Genomic DNA, 24,808 nt, shown 5'->3' on the forward strand with positions numbered 1-24,808 from the left:
GTCAGTCCCTCAGACGCCGTGCGGCGAGCGAGCGCAGCGCACGATAAAAGACGGCAGCGATGATGAGCGCGGCGATCACGGCGGAAAACACCAGCAGCACCGGATGCGCGGACAAGGCCCAGCGCATGTAGTGCATGGGCGAAAGCTGGCCGACGTAATAGGCTTCGCCGTTGGACGTGACCGCGACCGTGCGGCCGTGGATCACCGCCATCGCGCCTTGAATGGATGGCAACAAGTCGTTGTCGAGCAGGGCGGCGGACAAATCCGCATCCGACTGTCCCGCCGCGCTGATGAGCGCCACCGCGCTGCGCCCGCTCTTCAACGGCGACTCGAAGCCGGTGAGAAGCGCGTCGCCGTTGGAGCTCACGAGCGACAGATCGGCGCGCGCCGGAGAACGTTCCGGGCCATGCTCGCCATGCCACCAGTCGACCAGCTTGAACGCGACATCGCTCAGCTGGAAGGTGCGCGCGTCGCCGTCGCCGGAAAAGGGCATGTTCTTCGCCCAGCGTTGCAGAAGCGGCTGGCGGCCCGGCGAGCCGAGGACCAGCAAGTCCTTGTCGGCGAAGCGGTCGACATCGTTCGCGCTCGTCACTGTGACGCCCGTGACCGGATAACCCGTCGACGCCCCCATGCGGCCCATCTCCAGCAGAAAGAGACTGTAGTCCGCCGAGTTCGGATCGTTCGGCAGCACGACCGCCGTCTGCGACAGGTCGGCCATGCGCGTGAACGGGAAACCGCCGTTGGCGAACGCGGCCAGATCGGGCAGCGCCATGTAATGCGGGAAGCTCGAAAGATCGATGGTCGAATTCGGGTCGATGGCGCCGACGACGTTATCGAGCAGACGGCCGGTGCATTCGCCGGTCTTCGGAATGTCGTAGTAAAAGTGCATGCGCAACTGCGCGCGCGGCGAGATCAGAAGTGGCGGCAGATAAACCTCGCGGCGCGCGGCCACGGTCTTGTCCGGCATCACGCGGCTGAAGTACTGGCCGAGATCGAACGTCGAAGTCGATACCGCCGGGATGCGCAGCGACTGCACGAAGCCATTGTTCACGCTGATATTGAGCGACGAACGGTCCGGCGCCGGACGCACGGTGTAGCGATAGCTCAGATCGACCGGCACGCCCTTGGTCTGCCACATGAAGAGATCAGGCGGCACACGCAGGTTCACGCGCACGGCGTCGGCGTCGTAACCGCGCGCGGTCAGATCCTGCGCTTCGGCCAATTCACCGAAACGCACGGCGCGGTCGGACGGCAGCCAGTTCGGCGCATCGTAGGGGCGGCGCGGTTGCAGATCGGCGAATTGCGTGATCGTCGCGCTCGTGCCGGAGAACGCGTTGCGACCGACACCCAGCGCTTTCGCGGCGGTCTTCAACTCGTTGTCGTCGCGGCCCATCACGAGCAGCAAGCGCCCGCGCGCGGCGGCATCGCGTTCGACGACCGCGATGGTCGGGCCGGAAACCGGCGGCAGATCGACGCCCGCGATTTTCGTATCGCCGGTGGCGAACACGACGGCGTTGCCCGCGAGCGGGACGTTATCGGATTGTGCCGGGAAGATCGCGCCGCGATACCCCGCGAGCGAGCCGAAGTACGACGCCACGGTGCCCGCAGCTTCGAGCGCGGGCAGGCTCGGCTTGCCCGCGAAGACGAACGGCAGTTCCAGGCGGCGCACGTCGCGCCGGTCGAAGAACGGCGCGGGCAACGCGGCGAGATCGGGCTTGCTGGCAAGCGACGCATAGGTGAGATCGAGCGAACTCGCGTTGCTGACCGTCGCCCACAGCGTCGAATTCGACGGGTCCTCGCACTGCTGCGTGTAATGGCCGATCAGCTGAACGTTGAGGTGATTGAACTCGGTGATGAAGCGCGGATCGATGGCGATATCGCGCGCCACGAGCGTGCCGGCCTGATCGCGCGGCACGGGCAGGGTCGCCGCGACTTCGCCGTTGACGAGCACCTTCAATTGCGAGATGGACGGCAACAGCGACGGCGAATAGCTATAGATCAGATGCAGGACCGCGGCCGTCACGACTTCGTCGCCGCGCACGGAAAACGCCACGCCGTTCTGGCCATCGGTGCCGCGCATTTGCAGCGGGTCCTGCGCGCCGAGGTCCACGAAAGTAAGCGTCTGACGACGGCCGCCGGGAACGAGCGTGCCCGGATCGGCGGTAGTCGGAAGACGCGCGGCGAGCGGCGAGGACGGCTTGCCGGAGAACGCGGGAACCGGCATGGCGAGCGCGGGCTGGACGATCGTCGCGGAGTTGTAGATCACGGCCGGGCTTGGCGCGGGCACGCTGCCGACGCCGGTGGCCTGCTGCGTCGGCGCGCCGTTGGCCGCGACGGCATCCGCCGCTGCCGCGATGGACGCGAGCGGGCCGGCAAGCGCGGTCTGCAGTGCCGCGAGGAACGCCAGCGCCCGCACCAGCGGGCGTTCGCAAAAACGCGGCGCGCGCTCGCCCGCATCGTGATCAACACGCAACTTCGCCATGCCGGTGCCTTTATTGGTCTTTGGTGTTCAGCTTCTTCATGTCGACTGAACGCTTGCTCGTCCAGGTCCGAAGGTCGCTGTAGAGATGCTCGAAAAGCCCCGCGATACCGCGCGTGCCTACCAGCAGCACGTGCGAAAGGCCGCGCAGCGGCGTATCGGGGCGGCGTCCTTCGGACCAGCCGGTCCACGCGTCCGCGCGCGCAAAAGTGGTTTTGACGAAGTCGTATTCCTGCTCGCGCGTGAGCTGCGAGAAGCGCAGGCCGACGCGGCCCTTCGCCGTGAAGCCGACCGTGGCCGGGAACGCATATTCCTCGTCGCCTCGAAAGAGCGAGACGGTGACGCGTTCGTGCATCGGCACTTCGATGTCGTTCGGCAGCTTCACGCCGACGCCGCCTTCCGAATAGTCGATCGTCTCGCAAGCCAGCGTGCGCCCCGTCGAGAACTTGAGCATGACGGGCATCTTCATCGTCACGCGATGCGTGCTGCGCACCTGACGCCGCTCGCTAGCCGCCGCCACGCTGGCGCCGAGAATCAGCATGTTGTAGACGGTCCAGCAGAGATTCAGCACGGTGGTCTGCACTTCGCTGCGGATATGCCAGTTGATGACGATATGCACCACGCCCGCTATAAAGCCGAGCAGGTTCAGCAGCAACAAGAACAGATAAGGACGCGAGATGCCCCAGTCGAAGTAATCCTTCGCGATCTGGCCGCCCTTGGCCGTGACGTTGAACTTGCCGAGCTTCGGGTTGATGACGGCCAGCAGCGTCGGCGCCGTGATGTACGACGCCAGCACCGACTCATACACTTCGGCCCAGAACGAATGGCGGAAAGAACGCTGCATGCGCGAATTGGTGATGCTCGCGTGCATCATGTGCGGCAGCGCGAAGATGGCGATGGTGCCCGCCGCCGCCTCGATCACGTGCGCGCCGAAGAACAGATACGAGAGCGGCGCGGTAAGGAACACGAGACGCGGCACGCCATAGAAAAAGTGCAGCATGCCATTGAGATAACACAGCCGCTGGCCGAGCTTCAGGCCCTTGCCGGTGAGCGGATTGTCGATCCGGAAAATCTGCGTCATGCCGCGCGCCCAGCGAATGCGCTGACCGATGTGGCCCGAGAGACTTTCCGTGGCGAGTCCGGCTGCCTGCGGAATCGCGAGATACGCCGTGGTATAGCCCAGCCGATGCAGCTTGAGCGCGGTATGCGCGTCTTCCGTCACGGTCTCGACCGCAATGCCGCCGATCTCTTCGACCATCGAGCGGCGCAGCACGGCGCACGAGCCGCAGAAGAACGTCGCGTTCCACAGATCGTTGCCGTCCTGCACGAGACCGTAGAACAGTTCGCCTTCGTTCGGCACCTTTCGGAACGTGCCGAGATTGCGCTCGAACGGATCGGGCGAGAAGAAATGGTGCGGCGTCTGCAGCATCGACATGAGCTTGTCGCGCAAAAACCAGCCGAGGCAGATTTGCAGGAACGAGCGTGTCGGAATGTGATCGCAATCGAAGATGGCGAGGTATTCGCCCTTCGTGATCTTGAGCGCTTCGTTGATGTTGCCGGCCTTCGCGTGGCGGTTATGCGTGCGGATCGTCCAGTTGACGCCCACCTCCTCGCAGAACGCCTTGAACTCGGGACGGCGGCCGTCGTCGAGCACGTGGATCGCGATCTTGTCGGTCGGATAGTCGAGCGCGAGCGCCGCGTAGATGGTCGGCTTCACCACCGAAAGCGGTTCGTTATAAGTCGGAATGAAGACGTCGACGGTCGGCCAGTCGTTGCGATCGGCGGGCAGCGGCAGCGGCTTGCGCTTGAGCGGCCACGCGGTCTGGAAGTAGCCGAGCAGCAGCACGAGCGTGGCGTAGACCTCGGCTGCGACGAGCAACAGGCCCCACGCGGCGTCGAGCGGACGCTCCCAGTAGGTCGTCTCGGTCAGACGCCAGAACATGTAGCGTCCCGACGATACGACCGACAACATGATCATGACGAGCGTCGCGTACTGGCCTTGCAGACGCCGGAAGCCGAGCGCGCAGGCAAAGCAAACGGTTGCGAAAGCGAGCTGCTGACCGAACGCGAGCGGCACCGTCACCACGAAGTAGAGCGAGAACAGCGCGAACAGCGTGAGCAACACCGTGAGGATGCGGCTGCCCCAGATGCGCGCATCGACGAAACGTTCCAGCCGCGACGTGGCGACGCTGACTTCCATTTCCTGCGAGGGAATCTTGGCGGAGCTCATGCGACGTTCCTCGAAGCGGCCATGGAATCGACGGTGGCGAGAAGCCAGTCGCCGCACGCGCGCAAATCGGCGGCGGCTTGCGAGAGCGGGTCGTAGTGGATGAGTGTCGTGTCGCACGCAAGCGACTCGGAGACGCCTTCGTCCTGATGGATCACGCCCGGAAAGAGCTTCGTGCCGAGCATGTTGCGCAAGACCTTGAGCACGTCCTTGCTCAACTGGCGCGATTGGTCTACCTGATTCACCACGTAGCCCTGTCCGCCGAAGTCCTGACGCGGCGCGGCGTAGGCGTCGATCATGCGCTCCATGCCGGGAATCGCGGCGTAGGAGGCGGCATCCGCGAGCACGACGTTGAGCGCGAAGTTCGCGGCGCACAACGCGGTGCGCGTATAAACCGACGAGCCCGGAGGGGTATCGACGATAACGATGTCGTTGAGATCGAGCGCAAGCGATTCGAGCGAGCGCGCGAGCCACGCGGGGTCCTGGTCGACGAGCGCCTCGAAGCGGCGGCGATCGTCTTCCAGCACCGCGCCGTAGGGCAGCACGGTGACGCCGTCGACGCCATCGAACATCACGGTCTGCCACGGGTCGCCCGCGAGCGTTGCACGCGAAATGCCGTCGATGCTGTCGAGCGGAATGCCGAAGTGCAAGCGCAGCGCGTTTTGCGGATCGAGATCGACGACGATCACGCGACGATGGCGCGCGGCGAGCACCGAGGCGAGATTCGCGGCGAGCGTGGTCTTGCCGACGCCGCCTTTCGCGGAAACTACTGTGATGACTTTCATGAGCGTGTGACGCGGGCAGCGAAGAGGGCGCGGTTCGGCTGCGCGGAATCGGTTGCGCCGGATGACGGGCTCGGTTGGCGCAGGCGGTCGAACATCGCGGTGAGCGAGCCTTCGGGGGCTTGCGGTGCTTGTGGCTCTTGTGGCTTGAAGAGCTTGCCGAGAATGGAAGGCGCGTTGCTTTCCAGTTCGCGCGGGCCGGTGCGGGTTTGCACAGCCGGGTCGAGCGCGGCGGGTATTTCGCGAGCGCGGAAGGTCGAGGCGCCTTCCCGAGCGAGGGAGTTTGAAGCGGTTTTGATGCTGCCGCTCGCTTCCGCCGCAAGAATGGCCGGAGGTGTCACGGCACCAGCGTTCCCCTGTTCAGACGCGAAGGGCGACGCCGAAAACCGCGCCGGCGCGCTCGGACGCGCAAAGACAGGCGCTGGAGCGGAATCGGGAATCGGTGCCGCGCTCTCAGGCTTCGCCTCGACGGCAACCGGCGCGGCGTCGGCGAGCGCCGAAAAGCGCAAGGCGCTCAGCGAATCGAGCGCGGCGGGCGGCGTGACGGGCGGAATCGTGCGGCGATGCGCACGCGCGAAAAGCGGCGGCTTGGCGCGATTGATCGGCATTGGCGTGGGCGCGGCCGTGGCACGGTCGGTATCCGCTTGTGCCGCAAACTCGCGCTTGTGCACCGGACTCGCCTGCACATCACGACGCGGCGCGATTTCCGGGATGGCCGGTTGCGCGAAATCGAGCGTGGCCAGGAGCGGCCAGCGCGTGCGGGCATTCCTGGCCTCGTTTTCGCGGCCGATTTCCTGGTAGTCGCCTGCATTGCCGCCGAAATGATCGAACAGCTTTTCGATGTCGCGTGATGTATTCATGTTGCCGCATCCTCGTCGTGCCTTGCGTCGAACTGGCCTGATGCAATATTTTTGGCGCTGTCCGGTGCATGGACAGTCGATATCGCCGTTGCCTTCATATATAACGGCGGTCGTTGAAATTGATTGAATCCTTGCAGCGCCGCTTCAGTTGCGTCGCTTATCTCGTTGCGGCGCGCGCGAGCCGGAACTCGACTGCACCATCACTGCTCAATTCGCTTGCCTGGGAAATAGCAAGCCCTTGCGCGCCCAAACCGCTCAACCAGTGCTGATAAGCGCCTTCAAGAAAAGCCGGTGTCCATGCAAGCGCGCTTTCTCCGAACGCCGGCAGCGGCGCGCAGTAGTGAACGATGCTCAGATACTCGCGCTCGTCGGCTAATTCGACGAAGCCCCATTCCGAATCGCGCCACAAAACATTCAGCGCGTGTGCGAGCTCGGCGGTCGAATCGCATTGAGGAAGCGGCCGGGCATCGGCGAATCGGCTGCCGACTCGATGCATCAACTGTCGAAGTTCCGCACGACCGATCTGCGCTTCGAACTCCTCCGCAAGCGCGCCAAGAAATCCACGCCATTGCCTGGAAATCGTGTGGTCGAAGAGGTAATCGAAAGTAGCTGACATGGTTGCCGTTCAGAATGGCCTAAGGGAGTCTGCAAGAATTCTTGCAATTTCGTCGGTTCTTTTTACCTGGAACGCTGCGACTGTCTAACCGCGCGAGAGAGCACCGATCCGGTGGTTTGTCCAGTCGATAAAACACGTCTGAAGGTATCCCACTGGGTTTTTTTTCGCCAGTGGAAAGACTATCAGCGCATTTTTTTATCGCATTGAGCGAATAGACATGCGATTGCGGCTCAGTTCGAGCATTCGAATAAACCTGCCCTTATCGACAAAATTTAGACAAGCTCGGGCGGAGGCCCGTCCGCTATGGCTCTGCGGTCGCAGACGCGAGAGTGTACCATCTTGTTAATATTATCAAACGACAAAAGTCAGGCCTGATTCATACGGATTGACAATCACAGGAAGTGGTTAATCCTCTTATTAATTGCGTTGAGACAAAATGCATCTTTTTGTCTGACATTAGTGTTTCGAGGCAATTAAAAATGTCTGTAGATTGAATTGATTTCGGTCAATGTGACCGTTTACGACGCGGCTCAACGCAAGCCTCTAAAGCGCAACAGGCGAAAAAAAACGCCCCGAGCGGGGCGTTTTTTTCTTGGCCAATCAACGATCACGGATTTGCGCGCACTGCGTCTCGAACTGCATCCATGACGATGCCGTAGTCGAGCGGAATGTCTAGCGCATCGGAATAACCGTTTTCGTCGGCGGACTCTTCGGGCGCGGCACTGACCGGAAGCGACTCGTAGGCGGTTTCGCCAGACGGATTGTCGCGTCCTTCGATGGCACCCTGTAATTGCGGATTCTTCACGATTAACTCCTTCCGGTAATGGAGCGGCGAGGAAATGCAATATAAACCAATGACATGACAAATTGACGAATCGATGGAAGCTCTCGATGAGCGTGCTTCGCGCGGTGCGCCGATGACCGCTGCAGTTGCATGTTCCCAAGAGCACGGGGCCCTACAGTGTAAGGGCGACGCGCTCGTGTGAATGTGCGTTCTGATTATGACGAAGCATGTTCTGAATTGTCTTGCAAATCTGTTTTTCGGCTCGAAACTTGCGTCCTTTTTAGCGAGAAAAATGTAGCTAAACACGCGGCGAAAAACGAGATCGCCGTATGACGCGACTATGATGAAGAATCGTTGCGAAACGCCTTGTGAATGAGCGATTTATTGCGAAGTGGGGTAAGTTAAATGCAGGCTCGATCGCCGGCGAAAGCGGTGTCACAAAGGAGAACCAACAATGAGCAAAATAGCGATCATTGGCGCAACCGGACATGCCGGCAGCAAGTTGCTGGAGGAAGCGTTGCGGCGCGGACACACGGTGACGGCGCTTGCACGCAACACGTCGGAGATCGCCCAGCGTCCTGAAGTCACCGCGAAGAATGTAGACGCATCGGATGCGGCCGCGCTAAGCGAAGCCGTCGCCGGTCACGATGCCGTCTTCAGCGCCGCGCTATTCGCTTCATTGTCGGAGAGTGCGATCACCGAGCCGCTTCGACGCGCGGGCGTCAGGCGCTTGCTCGTGGTGGGCGGCGCGGCGAGTCTTTATGTTGGGCCGGGCCAGCGCGTGTTGGATCTGCCCGATTTTCCGGAAATGTACCGTTCAGAAGCGGCCGCGGGCGCGGCATTTCTCGACGCGCTGCGTCGCGAGCGCGAACTCGAATGGACGTTCGTTTCGCCGTCGGCGGAATTCGTCGACGGTCCGCGCACGCGCAAATTCCGTATCGGCGTGGACGAATTGCTCGTCGATAACAATGGCCGAAGCTGGATCTCTTTCGCTGACTTTGCCATCGCGTTTCTCGATGAATTCGAGAGCGGAGCGCATATCAAGCAGCGTTTCACCGTCGGTTACTGACAGCAACCAATAGACGCAAGGCGGCGACGATCCCGACACCCACGGATGCCGGAACTCGTCGCCGTCGTCGCTGCGCGACCGAGCGGTCAGCTTAGTCGTGCACGTCGCATTCGACTTCCTCGCTGTTGGCCGGCATGGCTGCGGCGAGAATCATCGCGGAGGCATTCTGCGGTTTCGGATCGCGCTGTGACGGGCGATACACCTGATCGCCGCGATGAATCGGCATCCCCGAGAGCGAGCAGATGCCTTCGGCGCTCGCCGTCGTCGCGCGCCAACCTTGATAACCATAGTGGCAGGTACCTGGGTCCGACCAGTAGACGAGCGCCGTCGCGCTGGACGGCCGCTCGATCACGCGCACGACTGCCTGTGGGAAAGGCAGGCGGTCATCCGACGGGCGCGGATGCGGGTGCGCGCGGTTCCAGTCGCGCGTCAGGCGGTCGAGGAAACTATCTTCGATACGCGCGGTTTTTTGCGAGGGGCTGGTGTGGGCGGCGTCATGCGGCGCGGCCTCGAGCAGGTGAACCGTCTGTGACCACGGGTCTGCAATTTTCGAAAAAGCTGTCATGGCATTGTTCCAGGCTTTGACTCGACCTAGAACGTACGCTATTAAGCATATTCCGATAAATAGTGCATCGGTGAAAACACTGTCCCGTTGCCGCGAATAATCGCGCGCAGGCGAAGCGAATGCTTGCTGGATAAGGGTTTGAGCGCCGGACGCTTGTGATCGCGGACCGCCTGTATTGTACGACCGTTCTCCAAAGTGGCGGCCTTGGCGGCTTAATTGGCCGACATAGCAATGAGGCAAGCGGGTAAGCGGGCGCTTTACGCGTCCTTCGACCCGGAAGCGCCGATGCGCCGGGCACGCGCTTCCACGCGTTACGCTAAATGCGAATCTGCCGGAAAGCGACGGCTTTATCTGACGGCCGGCGAAGCGTCAACGCGCAAGAACTGGCCATCCTTGGGTCTGTCGCGTGGCGCAATGAAGCCGGTGTGGGACGCAAGCAGTGCGTGCCGCGTCTCACGTTGCCGTTGTCGCTGTCGCACGACCATCGCGTCACATTTTCACGCGCGCTGTGCGTCAGTTGCCGCGCGATGAATGAAGTATCTACAAGCGGCGCCTCGGTGGAAAGGCGACTTCAGCGTTAGCAAACTGCATGTCGTTCGGCGGTCGCGGGCCCAATCGAAGGCGCAGCCAGCAAGCGCCTCACGCCAACCGTGGGCACGCTTGCGGACTGGCGTAGCAGCGAAAACATTGCGGATAAAGCGTCGACATTCAAAGAAGCACACCGAACTCTCGCTTATCGCCGACCGAAACCTGAAAATACGGAGTTCGGCGACATCGCATTGCCGTGCTTTTCGCGGCCGACGCCCCACTCGAAGCCTCAGCCGGTAATGCTTTGCCTCGATCTGGCGAGCCATCTCGGACCGCTTGCAGATCATCACTCCGCAACCGCACGCGCCGCCGCACGACCCCGCAACCACTCCAGCGCCAGCAATAGGCTCGTCGAGAACACGATCAGAATCGTGGCCAACGCGGCGATCGTCGGGCTGATGTTCTCGCGGATGCCCGTGAACATCTGACGCGGTAGCGTCGTCTGATCGGCGCCCGCGAGAAACAGCGTGACGACCACTTCATCGAACGATGTCGCGAACGCGAACAACGCACCCGAAATCACGCCCGGCGCAATGACCGGCAGCGTCACGCGAAAAAACGTCCGCAGCGGACTTGCGCCAAGCGACTGACTCGCCCGCACGAGATTCATGTTGAAGTTCTGCAAGGTCGCCGCAACCGTGGTCACGACGAACGGCACGCCCAACGCCGCGTGCGCCAGAATTAACCCAAAATATGTGTTGGCGATGCCGAGCGGCGCAAAGAACAAATACATGCCGACGCCGACGACGATCACCGGCACGATCATCGGCGAAATGAGCACGGCCATGAGCACGCTCTTGCCGACGAAATTCGCCTTCGTCAATCCAACCGCCGCGAGCGTTCCAAGAATAGTCGCGACGAGCGTTGCCGAGGGCGCGACGATAAAGCTGTTCTTTGCCGCCATGCGCCACTCGTCCGACATGACGAGATTGTGATACCAGCGCATCGAATAGCCCGGAATGGGATAGACGAGAAACGTGCTCGACGAAAACGAAAGCGGCACGATGGCAAGTACCGGCAGAATCAAATAGAGCAACGTCAGCACGCAAATGACGCGCAATGCGAAATACCAGACGCGCTCGATAGCGGATGTATGCGGCGCGAACATCGGTTTGGCGAGTTTCATTGTCTTACCCCAGGCTTACGTTCGAGCGCGTGAATCGACCGTAGACGACGTAAAGCACGAGCGTCGCGGCAAGCAGCAGCGCACCGAGCGCGCAAGCCATGCCCCAGTTGATCGTTACGTTCGTGAAATACGCGATGTAGTAGCTGACCATCTGGTCGTTCGGCCCGCCGAGCAGCGCCGGCGTGATGTAGTAACCAATCGCCAAGATAAACACCAGCAGCACACCGGCCCCGATGCCCGGATAAGTCTGCGGCACATACACGCGCCAGAACGCCGCGAACGGATGACTGCCGAGCGAAACAGCCGCGCGCTGATAAGTCGGCGGCACGGACTTCATCACGCTATAGAGCGGCAAAATCATGAAGGGCAGAAGAATGTGCGTCATCGAGATATAAACGCCCACGCGATTGAACAGCAGCGCGAGCGGCGAACCAATCAGCCCGCTCGCGAGCAGCGCCTTATTGACGAGCCCTTCGCTCTGCAACAGCACGATCCACGCGGCGACACGCACCAGCACGGAGGTCCAGAACGGAATCAGCACGAGCACCATCACGAGATTGGCACGGCGCGCGGGCAGCGTGGAAATCCAGTACGCGAGCGGATAACCGAGCAGCAGCGCGAAAAACGTCACCGCGACGCCGATCACGAACGTGCGTCCAAAGACATTCAAATAGATGGATTGATCCGGACCTGCATGCTCGATGTCGCCGAAACCGTCCTGCCGGTGATCCAGCGAAGCGAGCAGATAAAACGGCGAATATCGACCGGCGTTTTTCGCGATTGCCTGCCAATACGCGGGATCGTTCCAGCGCTCGTCCAGTTCGACGATCTTCGCGCGAATCTGCGGCGCGGCGAGCGGCTTGCCGTCGTCCGCGGCGAGCGGCATCGCGCGGGCAGTTTTTGCAACCAGCGAGCGATAGCCCGGAATCTCGGTGTTGAGTCGGCGAGCGAGCGCCCCCATCGATTCGCCGTCCTGTATCGCGGTGAGATCTTGCGCGAGCGCGGCATAAGCGGCATCGGGCGGCGCGGTTTTGCGATCCCAGTTTGCGAGCGCCGCGCCCGTGTGCGGCAGCGCGTTCGCGACTTCGGGATTCTGCACGGCGCGCGTGAGCAGCGCACCGATTGGCACCACGAAGATCAGGAACAGAAAAATGGCGAGCGGCGCAATCAGCGCGAGCGCCATTGCGCGCTTTTTCGCATCGACGAGCTTCAGTTCGCGCTTGAGTCGCGCGCTCGATTCGCGCGTGTCGTCCGCGGCGATCGTCATGGTGTTCACGCTTTCTGTCTCCTATCCATGCAAAGGCTTGGCGTTGGCTGCGGTTCGCATTGCACGAAACGCAGCCGTGCTTTCACCAAAAAACGCTTACTTCGACGACCACGCCGTGAAGCGCTGTTCGAGCTCGTCGCCGTGATCGGTCCAGAACGCCATGTCCTGCAGCACGGCATTCTTCGCGTTGGCGGGCGAATTCGGCATGTCGGCCTGGATTTTCGGATCGAGCGCCGCGATAGCCGCCTTGTTCACCGGACCATAGGCGATGTTCTTCGCGTACGTTTCCTGCGGCTGCTGCGACACCGAATATGCGATGTACTGCGTCGCGACATCCTTGTTCGGCGACCCCTTCGGAATGGCCCAGTAATCGAGGTCATAAATGCTGCCGTTCCAGACGACCTTCAGATTCTTGCCTTCCTTGCGCGCGGCATCGATACGTCCGTTATAGGCCGTCGACATCACGACATCGCCCGCGACGAGGAATTGCGGCGGCTGCGCGCCCGCTTCCCACCACTGGATATTCGGCTTCAGTTCTTCGAGCTTCTTGAACGCACGATCGGCGCCGGCTTTCGTGCCGAGCACCTTGTAGACATCCTTCGGCGGGACGCCGTCGGCCATCAGCGCGAATTCGAGGTTGTAGCGCGCACCCTTGCGCATGCCGCGTTTGCCGGGGAATTTCTTCGTGTCCCAGAAGTCTGCCCAGCCGGCCGGCGCGCCCTTGAGCTTGTCGGCGTTATAGGCGAGCGCCGTCGACCAGACGAAGAAGCCGGCTCCGCAAGTTTGCGGCGATTCGGTGACGAGTTCCGACTTCTTAGCGATCTTCGACCAGTCCAGCTTTTCGTAGAGACCTTCGTCGCAGCCGCGTCCCAGATCGCCCGATTCGACTTCGACGACATCCCAGTTGACGTGCTTCGCTTCGACCATCGCTTTGACCTTGGCCTGCTCGCCGTTGTATTCGACGGCCGTGACCTTGTTACTCGATGATTTTTCGTAAGGCTGATTGAATGCGGCCTTTTGCGCATCGCCGTTCGCGCCGCCGAAATTGACGACGGTCAGTTCCGCCGCGAATGCGGATGCGCCCGACATGCACACGAGCGCCGCCGACGCCATGGAGCACAGTGCGAACTTCTTCATGGTGGTTTCCTCTCTTCCTTTTTGGCTTGGTGTTAGCAGTGGACTTGCGAGTAGGCAAAGCAAAAGCGATGAAGCGCGCGCCGCTTTAGGCAAATACGCGCAAATGCTCGGGAGCGAATTCAAGCGCGACGGGCGCGCCGGGCGTGAAGGTATCGAGCAACGCATTGCCGAGTGGCACTTTCACGAAGCATTCGTCCTGTTCGCGTACGCCGCAGCGCATGCGTACGTGATCGCCGAAATAGATGAGGCTCTTGGCCTCGCCAGCGAGCGCGTTATGTGTCGCATGGTTCTGTTCGCGGATGGCCGCGAGCTTCATGCGCTCGGGCCGGATGCAGGCAATAGCCGACGCACCCGCCTTCGCCTTCGCGACATTCAGCCCGGAAAGCCGCGTGCCGTCGACCAGGCGGATATCGCAGAACTCGCCTTGTGTTTGCTCGATGGTGCCGCGCAAGCGGTTGCTATCGCCGATGAAGTTGGCGACGAACTCGTTGCACGGCGCTTCGTAGAGATGGTCCACGGTATCGAGTTGCTGCACGATGCCTTTGTCGAATACCGCGACGCGGTCCGACATGGTGAGCGCTTCGCCCTGATCGTGCGTGACATATACGAAGGTCACGCCGAGCTTCTCGTGCAACGACTTCAGTTCGTACTGCATGTGCTCGCGCAGTTGCTTGTCGAGCGCGCCGAGCGGTTCGTCCATCAGCACGAGCTTGGGCTCGAATACGAGCGCGCGCGCGAGCGCGATGCGCTGCTGCTGACCGCCCGACAATTGCGCCGGGTAACGTTTCGCGAAGCTCTCCATGCGCACCATCCTGAGTGCGTTGTCGACGCGATGCGCGCGTTCCTCGGCGGACATCTTGCGAACCGTCAGCGGATATTCCACGTTCTGCTGCACGGAAAGATGCGGAAACAAGGCGTAGTTCTGAAACACCATGCCGATGTCGCGCTTATGCGGCGGCACCTTGTTGAGCAACTTGCCGTCTAGCCAGATCTCGCCGCCAGTAGGGAATTCGAAGCCCGCGAGCATCATCAGGCAAGTGGTCTTGCCCGAACCCGATGGCCCGAGCAGCGTGAGGAATTCGCCCTGATAGATGTCGAGGTCGAGCGATTTGACGACTAGGGTTTCCCCGTCATAAGTCTTTCTAACGCCGCGAAAACTGACGATCACCTGATCGGATTTCATCTTCCGTGTCTCCTTCGGAAATCGATGCGTTGTAGCTGGGAGCGGCCTGTATCAAGCCTCTACGGCGCCTGACCGGCGCCTTTGCGGCGCTCGGAAATTTTTCCACTGCCTGCGATAACTATAGCCCGTGACGGTTCTACAATGTGGAGCCATTTCAATATTCAACTTGGAACCACTTTGCCTTCTGGCGAGGTTCCTGAGGGCTCGGGGAAATTCATGGATACCATCATCCTCGCGGACTGGCTGAGTACGCGACTCGTCGAACGCTCGCAGGCGGAGCCGATGTACCGGCAGATGCTGGAACTCATGCAGCAGGCCATCCTGACCGGTCAACTTGCGCCCGGCACCAAGCTGCCGAGTTCGCGCATGCTGGCAAGCGATCTCGGCATCGCGCGCAATACCGTGCTGCACGTGTACGACCAGTTGACGGCCGAAGGCTATGTCACGTCGACGACCGGCAGCGGCACCTATGTGGCCGATACGGCGCCGCGCGAACGCGCCGCTGCGAAGCCGGGCGCCAAGTCGAGCGCCGACGCCGCTCAGAAGCCCTGCGCGATTTCGCAACGCGGCGCGCGCTTGATCTCGCAGGCGGGGGTATCGCCGAAACAGTGGGGCGCGTTCATGCCCGGCGTGCCCGATGTACGCGAGTTTCCCGCGCAAACTTGGAGCCGCTTGCAAGCGCGGCTCTGGAAGCGCGCGAATCCCGATTTGCTGACCTATGCGCCCGGCGGCGGTTATCGGCCGCTGCGGCGCGCGTTGTCGGACTATTTGCGTGTCGCGCGCTCGGTCAAGTGCTCGCCCGATCAGATCATCATCACGACGGGCATCCATCAGTCGATCGATCTGACCGTGCGTCTGCTCACCGATTTCGGCGACCGCGCGTGGGTCGAAGAACCGTGTTACTGGGGCGTGCGAAGCGTCCTGCAGTCGTCCGGGCTGTTGCTCGTGCCCGTGCCCGTCGATGACGAAGGCTTGAATCCGAACGCGCGTGACATGGCCACGCCGCCGCGTATCGCGCTGGTTACGCCTTCGCATCAGTATCCGCTCGGCATGGTAATGAGTCTCGCGCGGCGTCGCGCTTTGCTCGAGTTCGCGCGGCAACATGGCACGTGGATCATCGAGGACGATTACGACAGCGAGTTTCGCTATGGCAGCCGGCCGCTTTCGTCGCTGCAGGGACTCGACGACGCCGGACAGGTGATCTATGTCGGCAGTCTCGGCAAGATGCTGTTCCCCGGTTTGCGCATGGGCTATATGGTGGTGCCGGAAAATCTCGTCGATACGTTTCGCACGGGCGTCGCGGAGCTGTATCGCGAAGGGCAACTGATGCAGCAGGCCGTGCTCACCGAATTCATTCTCGACGGGCATCTCACCTCGCACGTGCGGCGCATGCGCGGGCTATACGGCGAACGAAGGGAATTGCTCATCAACGCCATTCGCGCGCGGTTCGGCAATACGCTCGCGGTGCACGGCGATCAGGCCGGACTGCACTTCGTCCTGGGCATGCCGGAACACGTCGACGACCGCGAAATCACGCGTCACGCAATGACGGCGGGCGTGGTGACGCGTCCGCTTGCCAATTACTACATGAACACGGATGCCGCGCGTCCCGGTCTCATGCTCGGTTACGCGTGCGTGCCGAACGATGAGATCGCGCCCGCGTTTGCGAAGCTCGCCGAATCGATCGAGATGGCGCTCTCGCCGGCGATGCAGGTGTGATGACGGCTCGTTGGCACCATTGCGCCCGTTACCGCGGCGGGGCGGTCAAGATAACTGCTGAAGCGCAATCGAAGCAGGCGAGCGCCTTGCATGCCGTCGGATGTTCGCTGACTAAAGTCACGTCGAAGATAGCTGCTGCTTGCGTCAGGCAGCATTTATCGCATCACTAACTATTCCCTGACAAATTAGGAAAAATCGAGTGCCGTTTCTCGACGGTCTCGATTATCGTTGCGCTTCGCATTTCAACCAGACGAGATAAACGTAACGCGCAAGCGGATGTCTATCTGTAGCAAACCTGGAAGCCGAGATGCGGCATTTGGGCGTCAAGTTCGAGGAGTGGGCGACCGCCTTTCGCGGCCGAACGTTCAGCTTGATCTGACGACCCATCCCTGTCAATTTTAATAAGCACATCCAAATGAAAAAATCCTTGATCTCGGCGATGGTCGCCGCAGCACTGGGCCTCGTAGCAAGCGCCGCGTTCGCGTCGGACGGCACCATCACGTTCAATGGCGCGCTGACGGCCACGACCTGCACGATCAACGGCAACGGCACCAGCAGCAAGGACTTCACGGTCACGCTGCCGACCGTTTCCACGTCGACCCTGACGGCATCGGGCCAGACGGCCGGCACGACTTCGTACAACATCGCGTTGACGGGTTGCGCGCCGGTTACGGCAACGAGCGAAGCGGGCGTGTTCTATGAAGCCGGTGCAACGGTCGATGCGAACGATGGTCGCCTGATCGTGGCCACGGGCGGCGCGGGCAACGTCAAGCTGCAACTCCTGAACTCCGATGGTTCGATGATCAAGGCAGGCTACTCGCGTGAGCTGCAGAACGTGAAGTCGGCCGACATCTCCAGCGGCGCGGCATCGCTCAGCTATCAAGTTCAGTATTACGCGACGGGCGCGACGACCGCTGGCGCAGCCAACTCGTCCGTGATCTACAGCATCGACTACATGTGATCTTGCGGTAGTGGAACGGGGTCTTCGGCGCGATCATCGGTTGAAGACCCGTACATATGCGGGCGCGAGCCCGCTTTATCTTTACACTCGCGCTCCGTTTCGGGCATTACGTCAACATGAAAGTGGCAAAGAGACTCATAACGACCGCGGCATTTATCGTCGCGATGCAAGGGTTCATTCCTTCCGCGAATGCGTCGGTGGTGATTGCCGGCACGCGCGTCGTCTTCAATCAAAGCGATTCCGAAGTCACGGTGAAGCTGACCAACAACGGCAAGCTTCCCGGCCTGACCAAGGTGTGGATGGACAAGGGCGATCCGAACATCAAGCCGGACGCCATCGACGTGCCGTTCACCATCACGCCACCGATCATGCGTATCGATCCGAGTAAATCGCAGACCTTGCGGATCATGTCGACGGGCGAGCCTTTGCCTGCGGACAAGGAAAGCATCTTCTATTTGAACGTGCTCGAAGTGCCGCCGAAACCCACGGGCGACGAAGCGAGCGCGAACCAGCTGCAGCTTGCATTTCGCACGCGCATCAAGTTTTTCTATCGCCCGAGCGGCCTCAAAGGCCAGGCAACGGACGCGCCAGGACAGATCGTGTGGCATCTCAAACACGATGGCGGCAAGAACTCGATCGAGGCGAGTAACCCCACGCAGTATCACGTGTCGTTCGACCGCGTGCAGGTTAGCAACGGCGCGAGTGCATCGGAGTTCACTGACGGCGGCATGGTAGGCCCGGGCGAAAGCAGGGCTTTTCCGCTCAAGGGCGAGGTGCCCGCGAACAGCACGAAGATTCGCTATACCGCGATCAACGACTACGGCGGCCCGCAGGACGGCGATGCCAATCTGGCGCCCTGAGTCATTCGCAGGCTTTTCGGCGGGCCTGCCCAGCAGGCCGATTCCCCGCGATAGCGCAGCGTTGCGCTGAACGTCGCCATCACTCGTTAAGGATGAACTCGGAGCATGCCGCATAGCGTGCCGAGTCACGCTGTTGCCGTAATTTCGGAAGACTAAATGAATATGCAATACCGAAGCGCTCATGTGTCCGGCATGCGCCTGAGACCCATCAGCCTGTTCACGCTTCAGGCATTGGCCGCAATGGGCGTGAGTGCTCACGCATGGGCCGATTCTACCCAGCAGATCGCGGCAGTCGAATTCAACGAACAATTCCTCGAAAACGGCAGCGGCGAAAAGCTGGACATATCGCGCTTCAACAAGGGACAAGAGATTCTGCCCGGCACGTATCGCGCGGATACCTACGTGAACGCCGTCTGGAAAGGCAAGTTCGATATCGATATCCGCGAGGCGGGCGCAGGCACGGGTGTTGTCGCCATGCAGCCTTGCGTGAATGCGGACCTGCTCGATCGCATGGGTGTCGATCTGCGCAAGCTCTCGCCGGAGGCATCGGCGAAGCTCGATAACGCGGGCGATGCCTGCCTTACGTTGCCCGATCTCATTGCTGGAGCAACCGCGTCGTTCGACAACGGCGAGCAGCGTCTCGACGTCTCCGTTCCGCAAATCGCGATGAATTCCCGCGCACGCGGCTACGTCGATCCGAAGTACTGGGACGACGGCATCAACGCGGGCACGCTGCAGTACAACGCGAACGTTTATCACAGCTCGTCCGGCGGATACAACAACGACTCGCAGTATCTCGGGCTGATCGGCGGCATCAATGCGGGACCGTGGCGCTTTCGCTATCAGGGCAACCTGACGCACAACACCATCGGCGGTCAGCACTATCAGAGCGTGCAGACTTACGTGCAGCGTTCGTTCAGGGACATCAAGAGCCAGCTTACCGCCGGCGATACCTTCACGGACGGCGCGCTGTTCGACAGCTACGGAGTGCGCGGCGTCACGCTCGGCACCGACGACCGCATGTATCCCGAGTCGCAGCGCGGCTATGCGCCCGTGGTGCACGGCATTGCAAACAGCAACGCGCGGGTGCAGGTCAGGCAGAACGGCAACATCATCTACGAGACGACCGTCGCGCCCGGCGCATTCGAGATCAACGATCTTTATCCGACGGGTTACGGCGGCAATCTTGATGTCATCGTCACGGAAGCCGACGGCTCGCAGCACATTTCCACCGTGCCTTACGCGGCGGCGGTGAACGCGTTGCGACCCGGCGTCACGCGCTATAGCGCGACCATCGGTCAGTACCGCGATCCGAGTATCGATATTCATCCGTTCGTCTCGCAGGCAACGGTGCAGCACGGCGTCAACAATCTCGTGACGCTCTACGGCGGCATGATCGGCGGAGATATGTATTTCTCCGGCATGCGCGTGACGCAGGCCGATGGCACGCCGCTGCCATTCGGCGCCGAGGTGTTCGACGGCGACGCCCACACCGTCGGTACCGTGGCGCAAGGCAGCCGCATCATCGCTACCGGGTTGAAGGCGGACGCGGGCGCGTTGAACGTGAAGTGGGGCGACGGAGCCAGCCAGCGTTGCGTGGTGCGCTATCAGCTGCCGCAGTCCGTCGACGCAACCAAACCCAATTCGATCTCCATCGGCGATGGCGTGTGTCAGTGAGGAGAAGACGCGATGATTAAACAAGAAAACCACATGGGTACGATCGACAAGGTCGCCTCGGCGCTGGTGCGCGCTCTGCTGTGCTGGCTCGTCGCGTGGGCGCTGCTACCGGCGAATGCATATGCGGATTCCGCTACTTGCCGGTCCAACTACAGTGCGTTCACGCTTGCGATGCCCGCCGCTGTGGCCGTGGCGCGCGATCTGCCAAATGGGTCGATCTTGACCGCATGGTCACTGTCGCCATTGAAGAGCGACTATTACACGTGCACCGTGGTTGGCTCCGTGTACACGGGGACCGACTTCGAGACCGCGGGAGTGACGACGGACAGTCGAACCACATATACCGTGACCTACAACGGCGTCGCGTTCGCTGTGTACCCGACCACTGTGCCGGGTATAGGCATCGCGATGGGCGGTTACGTCGTCCCCGATGGCAGACAGACGAACCTTCGCTCGTTCGAAAAGATGGGTTCGCAATGGAACTACCCCGGCACGATCTACAACGGCGGGCAATTGATCGTGGCTTTGGTGAAGATCGGAGACGTGACACCCGGCACACTCTCGGGAACGATCGCCCAGGCTTTCTCCTGGCAGACCTTGACACCACCGCCCGCTGGCAACGTGCTGTCCGCCGGGGTGATCGACTTCAACATCACGCCGGTCGTGATCACCGTTCTGACCTGCGAGACACCGGACGTGACCGTGCCAATGGGAACGCAGGGACCAGCCGACCTGCCATCCGTCGGAGCCGCGCCTAGCAAGGTCATCGGCTTCAATCTGAGCTTCAACAATTGCCCGGCCGGTGCGGCGGTGCCGAATACGTCGGCTGGATTGATCCACAGCGTGCAGTACCGGATCGATCCGACTAACGGAACCATTGCCGGCTTCACCGACGTGGCCGCGCTGAATGGCAGTCCGAGTGCGGGCGGCGTGGGCATCCAGCTGTATGACAGCACGGGCTCGGTATTCGGCTTTGGCGTCAACCGCACGTTGAGCGGATTCGACGGCACGCGCAATAGCAGTTACACGCTTCCCATGACGGCCCGTTATTACCGCACCGGCGCGCTGAGTGCGGGACCCGCCAACGCCACGATGACTTTGACCGTGCTTTATCTGTGACAACGCGCGGCGAATTTGCCTGAGATATCGCCGCGCACTGTCTGACCGCTCATCAACACAAAGGAGAAACTCGAATGAAGCTTTTGAAAACCGGCGTGGCCGCGCTTGCACTCGTTGCCGCGCATTCGTCATTTGCCGCCGATGCCACGCTCAATTTCACCGGAACGATCATCTTGCCGACATGCACGGTGGATACGGATTCCGTTAATCAGACAATCACGCTTCAACAGGCTAAAACGACCGACTTTGCAGCCGTTGGCGCAACCAACTCCGCGCAGGCGTTCAATGTCAAGCTGGTCAGTTGCGCGGCCGGCACGAATATAGGAATGACCGTCAATGGAACCATCGACACGGTGGCAAGCGTCCTGAAAAACACGGGTACTGCTGCGCAAGTGGGCGTGCAATTGCTCAAGGCCACGAATGTGGGTGACAGTACGGGTTCGCCTCTCGCGTTGAATAGCGCGCTCACGCTGGGCGCAGCGGACGCTTCGGGTTCGATGACCGTTCCGATGGTCGCCCAATACTATAGGCTCGGCACGATGACCGGCGGCACGGTCACGGCATCGGCTACGGTGAACTTCACATATAACTAAGGTTTCAATCGCATCGTTAAACATAGCTGGCAAAACTACTTATTTGATTCCACGGAGTCGGTATGTAGTCTCTGATTGCCTGTTAAAACTGGCTCAAGCAAACCTTCCTACTTAGCAACAAACAGGACCATATTTATGCACAAGATCGATCGAGATGCGCTGGGCGAATGCTATATCGCCGGTGGTGAAGCCAAGGCGTCGAGCAATTCCAGTTCAAATACTAACGTTTCCATCTCCATTACGTCTGGTAACTTTAACGACAAGGCAAGAATCTCTGTAGCGGTCAGCTGACGGTTTCAGTCTGTCCAAAGAAGCGATTGAACGACGGGGCCAGTGGCCCCGTTGTCGTTCTCCCTTGAAAACGTTCCACGATATCTATGAAAGTTGAGCGGGAGCAATCAACACTGGCTTCTCGGCAATTACAACTACATTTGATTGCCTATAGACATATAACTAAACCGTTGACTTGTTTATTTTTCGGAATTATCGAAGTTTAAATTCGTTTCGGGATGCCGTATCATTCGCCTTCCTTTGATATTCAGCAAGATTCGGATATCGAAGGCAATGTAATTCGCAAGAACCTCATACTTGAATTCTTGCGCGTATCGTCAATCTAAAAATAGTTTCAAGGCAATCATGCAAAAAATCGAACGTAACGCACTCCAACACGCTGACATCGCAGGCGGCTGCAACAAGGGTTCGTCGGCTAAGTCGCAAACCGTGATCAACATCTACATCACGGGCTAAATCGAATATCCGCTTAGCACTTCCCGGGCGGCGGTAAGTGGTGGCCAACAGGGTAGTGCTGGCGGTTGATTGCTTGGCTTTTGACCTCTCCTGGTTTGCTCTCCGCGAGAGGTCATCGCAAGGGTAAAGAACGGATAATCCGCGCTGTATCCAATCTCGCCTAAGAGTGCGAGATCCGCTTTCTCAATATCTGACAGAAAATACCATGGCATCGTTGCGCCCAATGCTGAGAAAGTGGCTCGCGGTGTGTCGACATCGCGTAAAGCGCGCGGTTATCGGACGTATTCCGATGACCAAAGCGGAACAGCTCGCGAATATCATGCTCCGCGTCAACGGTTTATTCAATGCCGTCTGCCGCGCGCACGGAAACATTCGCGCAGAGATCGCGCGCGATATCCTGCATTTGCCAGCCTTGCAAATAAAGCGTTCACGCGCGGCAGCGCAACTGGAAAAATTGATCGACCAGCGCATTTATTTCGGCCGCGATATTCGCAAGCACGAAGCCCTGCCCGAGTTAGACGCAATCGCGGAGAAGTTGGCGGCGCGAATCAGGCAACTCAAACGCGATGTGCCGAATCAGCCCGTGTTTGTCTCGCCCTTTCACTATGTCTCGCAATACGCGAATATTTATATCGTCGAGCGGCTTGTCGCCTTGCTCGACCTGAAGTCGCTTTCGGTGGTTTCGGGCGTGCCAAGGAATCAATATGGCGACGATCATAAGCTCATTCCCGGCATTAAAGTGCTTTACACCTATGGTGATGCGAATCGCAATGGTCTTGGCGTGCGCGTGGCGCGTTCGCTGAAACGCGATGGCGTCGTCGTGCTGTTCTCCGACGTGCCGCCATTCACCATGCATCGTTATCCCATGGAGACCGCCGAGGTCAGAATGTTCGGACGCAGCGCGCGTGTTCATAACGGCGTGTTCCGCATGGGCGAGAGTTTCAATGCGCTGTTGCTGCCGTTTTATTTGCGCTTCGAGCGCGGACATTTCGAGGCGCATATCTTCGACCACATTCCGCTCGCCGCGCCCGACGCGCCCCAGCGGCTCGCAAATTACATCGAAAGCGCGCTGACCGATAACTATCAGCAGTGGACTCCGGGCGGGCATCCCGCCATGTATTCGTTCGCTCCCAATCGCTAATCAGCGCAACCGAATCTGCGCGTCACGCACCCGGTGCAGACCGGGTCAGACCACGCAGCGAAGCCAGCCTTCATTCTCATGCAGCCGACCGATCTTCCCGAATTCAAAGACGTCCCGTGGCGATGGATAGCCTACGCGACGTCCATTTTTACTGTCGCCGCCGTCGCTTTCGCGTTCTTCCATCAGGTCGAACTGAAGCAGGATGTCAGTGGCGAAGTCATGTCCCCGTCCGAGGTCAAGATTCAAGGCTTGAGTGGACTGGTGTCGGGCATCTACGCGCGCACGGACGAAAAGGTGCAGCCCGGCACGCCGCTCTTTCGGCTGCAGCGGGATTTCTCGCTGACGACAGACGGACGTCGCCGACAAGTATTCGACGAGCAAATGCGCGATGACCAGATTCGCTCCATCGACGCGCAGTACAACGAGCGCCGCATCCAGTTGAATGCGCAGCGCGAATCGGCGCGCCTGACAGCAGTAAGCCGCCGCGCCGAGCTTGGGGCGCTCAACGCGCAGATCGCGCAGAACAATCAACTGGTCGGCGAGTTCCAGCAGCGGCTGGCGCGTCTGGATTCGGTGGCGGATTACGTTGCCGCCGACAAGGTCGAACAGGCTCGCGCGGATGTTCATCAGGGCAAGGCGACGGCCGCGCAAAGCGTCGCGCGTCAGCAGCAACTGGCGGGCGAAGTCAGCGCGTCGAGCAGCACGCAAGCCGATCTCGAAGCGCAATTGCGCGGCCTCGACGCGCAACATGAGCGCGACGTGCAAGACGTGCGCACGCGCTTCGAACGCGAACGTCAGGACGCGACCGTGTCCGCGCCGAAGGGCGGCACGGTCACGTTTTCGGGCCTCGTCGCGGGCCGCATGTTGACGACGGCCGACGTGGCGATGGTCATCGCGACAGACGAGAGCGGGCCCTTGCGCGCCGCGTTGAGCATTCCTTCTCGGCGTCGCGGTTTCGTGCGCGAAGGTCAGATCGTGCGGCTCAAGTTCGATGCATTCCCGTACGCCAAATTTGGCACGTACGAGGCGCGCATCGACTCCATCTCCGGCACCACCGTGCTGCCGGCGAGCCCGCCCAGTCCACCCGGCACACCAGGCGCGCCCGATCCGACCGAACAGACGGATAGCTCGAAAGAAGGCGAAGGCGATTACCTCGCATGGGCCACGCTGCGCGGCAACACCTTCGACTTCGAGGGACAGCATTTCAAGATTTTGCCGGGGATGCGGGCGACGGCGAGCATCGTCGTCGAGCGAAGGACGATTGCCGAATGGGTGCTGGCGCCCTTGTTCCGAATGCTGAGAGGTTGA

21 protein-coding genes and 1 pseudogene are annotated in these 24,808 nt (G+C 60.7%); 11 read left to right on the forward strand and 11 right to left on the reverse strand.

What is annotated here, in order from left to right; all coding sequences use genetic code 11:
- Position 1 precedes the first annotated feature (1 nt).
- The 6 genes from bcsB to ACYQ47_RS01820 all read right to left on the reverse strand — a co-directional run bounded on the left by bcsB (position 2) and on the right by ACYQ47_RS01820 (position 7,769).
- Positions 2-2,482, reverse strand: a complete 2,481-nt coding sequence (bcsB, locus tag ACYQ47_RS01795) for a cellulose biosynthesis cyclic di-GMP-binding regulatory protein BcsB (protein ID WP_250509904.1) — start codon at positions 2,480-2,482, stop codon at positions 2-4.
- 10 nt (positions 2,483-2,492) lie between these two features.
- Entirely contained in the window at positions 2,493-4,709 is a 2,217-nt protein-coding gene (gene bcsA, locus ACYQ47_RS01800; protein ID WP_459904305.1) for a UDP-forming cellulose synthase catalytic subunit, read from the reverse strand.
- Positions 4,706-5,491, reverse strand: a complete 786-nt coding sequence (gene bcsQ, locus ACYQ47_RS01805) for a cellulose biosynthesis protein BcsQ (RefSeq protein WP_250466681.1) — start codon at positions 5,489-5,491, stop codon at positions 4,706-4,708. Before bcsQ ends, bcsA begins: the two co-directional genes overlap by 4 nt.
- Positions 5,488-6,348: a cellulose biosynthesis protein BcsP gene (gene bcsP / locus ACYQ47_RS01810; RefSeq protein WP_459904306.1), complete on the reverse strand. Its 861-nt coding sequence runs from the start codon at positions 6,346-6,348 to the stop codon at positions 5,488-5,490. The genes bcsQ and bcsP overlap by 4 nt, the downstream gene beginning before the upstream one ends.
- A gap of 157 nt (positions 6,349-6,505) precedes the next feature.
- A complete protein-coding gene (gene bcsD / locus ACYQ47_RS01815; protein ID WP_459904307.1) occupies positions 6,506-6,964 on the reverse strand; it encodes a cellulose biosynthesis protein BcsD in 459 nt (152 codons plus the stop codon).
- 607 nt (positions 6,965-7,571) lie between these two features.
- Positions 7,572-7,769: a hypothetical protein gene (locus ACYQ47_RS01820; protein ID WP_244828575.1), complete on the reverse strand. Its 198-nt coding sequence runs from the start codon at positions 7,767-7,769 to the stop codon at positions 7,572-7,574.
- A gap of 433 nt (positions 7,770-8,202) precedes the next feature.
- Between ACYQ47_RS01820 and ACYQ47_RS01825 the strand changes: the two genes are divergently transcribed.
- A complete protein-coding gene (locus tag ACYQ47_RS01825) occupies positions 8,203-8,817 on the forward strand; it encodes an NAD(P)-dependent oxidoreductase (RefSeq protein ID WP_250493219.1) in 615 nt (204 codons plus the stop codon).
- 91 nt (positions 8,818-8,908) lie between these two features.
- Here ACYQ47_RS01825 and ACYQ47_RS01830 read toward each other — a convergent pair whose 3' ends face one another.
- Positions 8,909-9,382, reverse strand: coding sequence for a DUF3331 domain-containing protein (locus ACYQ47_RS01830; protein WP_250466687.1), 474 nt, complete (start codon positions 9,380-9,382; stop codon positions 8,909-8,911).
- A gap of 368 nt (positions 9,383-9,750) precedes the next feature.
- Here ACYQ47_RS01830 and ACYQ47_RS01835 point away from each other — a divergent pair.
- A pseudogene (locus tag ACYQ47_RS01835) lies at positions 9,751-9,873 on the forward strand (2-oxo acid dehydrogenase subunit E2); the annotation flags it as partial.
- Positions 9,874-10,256: 383 nt separating this feature from the next.
- On the opposite strand, the gene ACYQ47_RS01840 reads toward ACYQ47_RS01835, so the two are convergent.
- From ACYQ47_RS01840 to ACYQ47_RS01855, 4 genes are all read right to left on the reverse strand, one after another.
- Positions 10,257-11,096 carry an ABC transporter permease gene (locus tag ACYQ47_RS01840; protein WP_250493220.1) on the reverse strand — a complete coding sequence of 280 codons (840 nt, stop codon included), beginning with the start codon at positions 11,094-11,096 and terminating at the stop codon, positions 10,257-10,259.
- A 4-nt stretch (positions 11,097-11,100) separates the two neighbouring features.
- Positions 11,101-12,363: an ABC transporter permease gene (locus ACYQ47_RS01845; protein WP_250510277.1), complete on the reverse strand. Its 1,263-nt coding sequence runs from the start codon at positions 12,361-12,363 to the stop codon at positions 11,101-11,103.
- A gap of 96 nt (positions 12,364-12,459) precedes the next feature.
- A complete protein-coding gene (locus ACYQ47_RS01850) occupies positions 12,460-13,500 on the reverse strand; it encodes an ABC transporter substrate-binding protein (RefSeq protein WP_250466692.1) in 1,041 nt (346 codons plus the stop codon).
- Positions 13,501-13,585: 85 nt separating this feature from the next.
- The gene (locus ACYQ47_RS01855; protein ID WP_459904308.1) at positions 13,586-14,683 is read right to left on the reverse strand and encodes an ABC transporter ATP-binding protein; all 1,098 of its coding nucleotides are present in this window, start codon (positions 14,681-14,683) and stop codon (positions 13,586-13,588) included.
- Between the two features lie 216 nt (positions 14,684-14,899).
- Between ACYQ47_RS01855 and pdxR the strand changes: the two genes are divergently transcribed.
- The 9 genes from pdxR to ACYQ47_RS01900 all read left to right on the forward strand — a co-directional run bounded on the left by pdxR (position 14,900) and on the right by ACYQ47_RS01900 (position 24,808).
- Entirely contained in the window at positions 14,900-16,402 is a 1,503-nt protein-coding gene (gene pdxR / locus ACYQ47_RS01860; RefSeq protein ID WP_250493223.1) for a MocR-like pyridoxine biosynthesis transcription factor PdxR, read from the forward strand.
- A 415-nt stretch (positions 16,403-16,817) separates the two neighbouring features.
- Positions 16,818-17,363, forward strand: coding sequence for a fimbrial protein (locus ACYQ47_RS01865; RefSeq protein WP_244828565.1), 546 nt, complete (start codon positions 16,818-16,820; stop codon positions 17,361-17,363).
- Positions 17,364-17,479: 116 nt separating this feature from the next.
- On the forward strand, positions 17,480-18,223 hold the full coding sequence (locus ACYQ47_RS01870) for a fimbria/pilus periplasmic chaperone (protein ID WP_250526592.1): 744 nt from the start codon (positions 17,480-17,482) through the stop codon (positions 18,221-18,223).
- Between the two features lie 156 nt (positions 18,224-18,379).
- Positions 18,380-19,900: a fimbria/pilus outer membrane usher protein gene (locus ACYQ47_RS01875; protein ID WP_459904309.1), complete on the forward strand. Its 1,521-nt coding sequence runs from the start codon at positions 18,380-18,382 to the stop codon at positions 19,898-19,900.
- 12 nt (positions 19,901-19,912) lie between these two features.
- Positions 19,913-21,019: a fimbrial protein gene (locus ACYQ47_RS01880; RefSeq protein WP_459904310.1), complete on the forward strand. Its 1,107-nt coding sequence runs from the start codon at positions 19,913-19,915 to the stop codon at positions 21,017-21,019.
- Between the two features lie 74 nt (positions 21,020-21,093).
- The gene (locus ACYQ47_RS01885) at positions 21,094-21,612 is read left to right on the forward strand and encodes a fimbrial protein (RefSeq protein WP_244828555.1); all 519 of its coding nucleotides are present in this window, start codon (positions 21,094-21,096) and stop codon (positions 21,610-21,612) included.
- Positions 21,613-21,747: 135 nt separating this feature from the next.
- On the forward strand, positions 21,748-21,903 hold the full coding sequence (locus ACYQ47_RS01890) for a hypothetical protein (protein WP_459904311.1): 156 nt from the start codon (positions 21,748-21,750) through the stop codon (positions 21,901-21,903).
- 745 nt (positions 21,904-22,648) lie between these two features.
- Positions 22,649-23,500, forward strand: a complete 852-nt coding sequence (locus ACYQ47_RS01895) for a lysophospholipid acyltransferase family protein (RefSeq protein ID WP_459904312.1) — start codon at positions 22,649-22,651, stop codon at positions 23,498-23,500.
- A 78-nt stretch (positions 23,501-23,578) separates the two neighbouring features.
- Complete coding sequence (locus ACYQ47_RS01900; RefSeq protein ID WP_244828543.1) at positions 23,579-24,808, forward strand: HlyD family efflux transporter periplasmic adaptor subunit; 1,230 nt, start codon at positions 23,579-23,581, stop codon at positions 24,806-24,808.

This window comes from Caballeronia sp. HLA56 (genome assembly GCF_054655155.1).

Coding starts and splice junctions, on each gene's coding strand:
- ACYQ47_RS01875 (WP_459904309.1), top strand. CDS start 18,380: ATGAATATGCAATACCGAAGCGCTCATGTGTCCGGCATGCGCCTGAGA.
- ACYQ47_RS01870 (WP_250526592.1), top strand. CDS start 17,480: ATGAAAGTGGCAAAGAGACTCATAACGACCGCGGCATTTATCGTCGCG.
- ACYQ47_RS01865 (WP_244828565.1), top strand. CDS start 16,818: ATGAAAAAATCCTTGATCTCGGCGATGGTCGCCGCAGCACTGGGCCTC.
- ACYQ47_RS01845 (WP_250510277.1), bottom strand. CDS start 12,363: ATGACGATCGCCGCGGACGACACGCGCGAATCGAGCGCGCGACTCAAG.
- bcsQ (WP_250466681.1), bottom strand. CDS start 5,491: ATGAAAGTCATCACAGTAGTTTCCGCGAAAGGCGGCGTCGGCAAGACC.
- ACYQ47_RS01890 (WP_459904311.1), top strand. CDS start 21,748: ATGCACAAGATCGATCGAGATGCGCTGGGCGAATGCTATATCGCCGGT.
- ACYQ47_RS01880 (WP_459904310.1), top strand. CDS start 19,913: ATGATTAAACAAGAAAACCACATGGGTACGATCGACAAGGTCGCCTCG.
- ACYQ47_RS01895 (WP_459904312.1), top strand. CDS start 22,649: ATGACCAAAGCGGAACAGCTCGCGAATATCATGCTCCGCGTCAACGGT.
- ACYQ47_RS01830 (WP_250466687.1), bottom strand. CDS start 9,382: ATGACAGCTTTTTCGAAAATTGCAGACCCGTGGTCACAGACGGTTCAC.
- bcsA (WP_459904305.1), bottom strand. CDS start 4,709: ATGAGCTCCGCCAAGATTCCCTCGCAGGAAATGGAAGTCAGCGTCGCC.
- pdxR (WP_250493223.1), top strand. CDS start 14,900: ATGGATACCATCATCCTCGCGGACTGGCTGAGTACGCGACTCGTCGAA.
- ACYQ47_RS01900 (WP_244828543.1), top strand. CDS start 23,579: ATGCAGCCGACCGATCTTCCCGAATTCAAAGACGTCCCGTGGCGATGG.
- ACYQ47_RS01840 (WP_250493220.1), bottom strand. CDS start 11,096: ATGAAACTCGCCAAACCGATGTTCGCGCCGCATACATCCGCTATCGAG.
- ACYQ47_RS01825 (WP_250493219.1), top strand. CDS start 8,203: ATGAGCAAAATAGCGATCATTGGCGCAACCGGACATGCCGGCAGCAAG.
- bcsB (WP_250509904.1), bottom strand. CDS start 2,482: ATGGCGAAGTTGCGTGTTGATCACGATGCGGGCGAGCGCGCGCCGCGT.
- ACYQ47_RS01855 (WP_459904308.1), bottom strand. CDS start 14,683: ATGAAATCCGATCAGGTGATCGTCAGTTTTCGCGGCGTTAGAAAGACT.
- bcsD (WP_459904307.1), bottom strand. CDS start 6,964: ATGTCAGCTACTTTCGATTACCTCTTCGACCACACGATTTCCAGGCAA.
- ACYQ47_RS01850 (WP_250466692.1), bottom strand. CDS start 13,500: ATGAAGAAGTTCGCACTGTGCTCCATGGCGTCGGCGGCGCTCGTGTGC.
- bcsP (WP_459904306.1), bottom strand. CDS start 6,348: ATGAATACATCACGCGACATCGAAAAGCTGTTCGATCATTTCGGCGGC.
- ACYQ47_RS01885 (WP_244828555.1), top strand. CDS start 21,094: ATGAAGCTTTTGAAAACCGGCGTGGCCGCGCTTGCACTCGTTGCCGCG.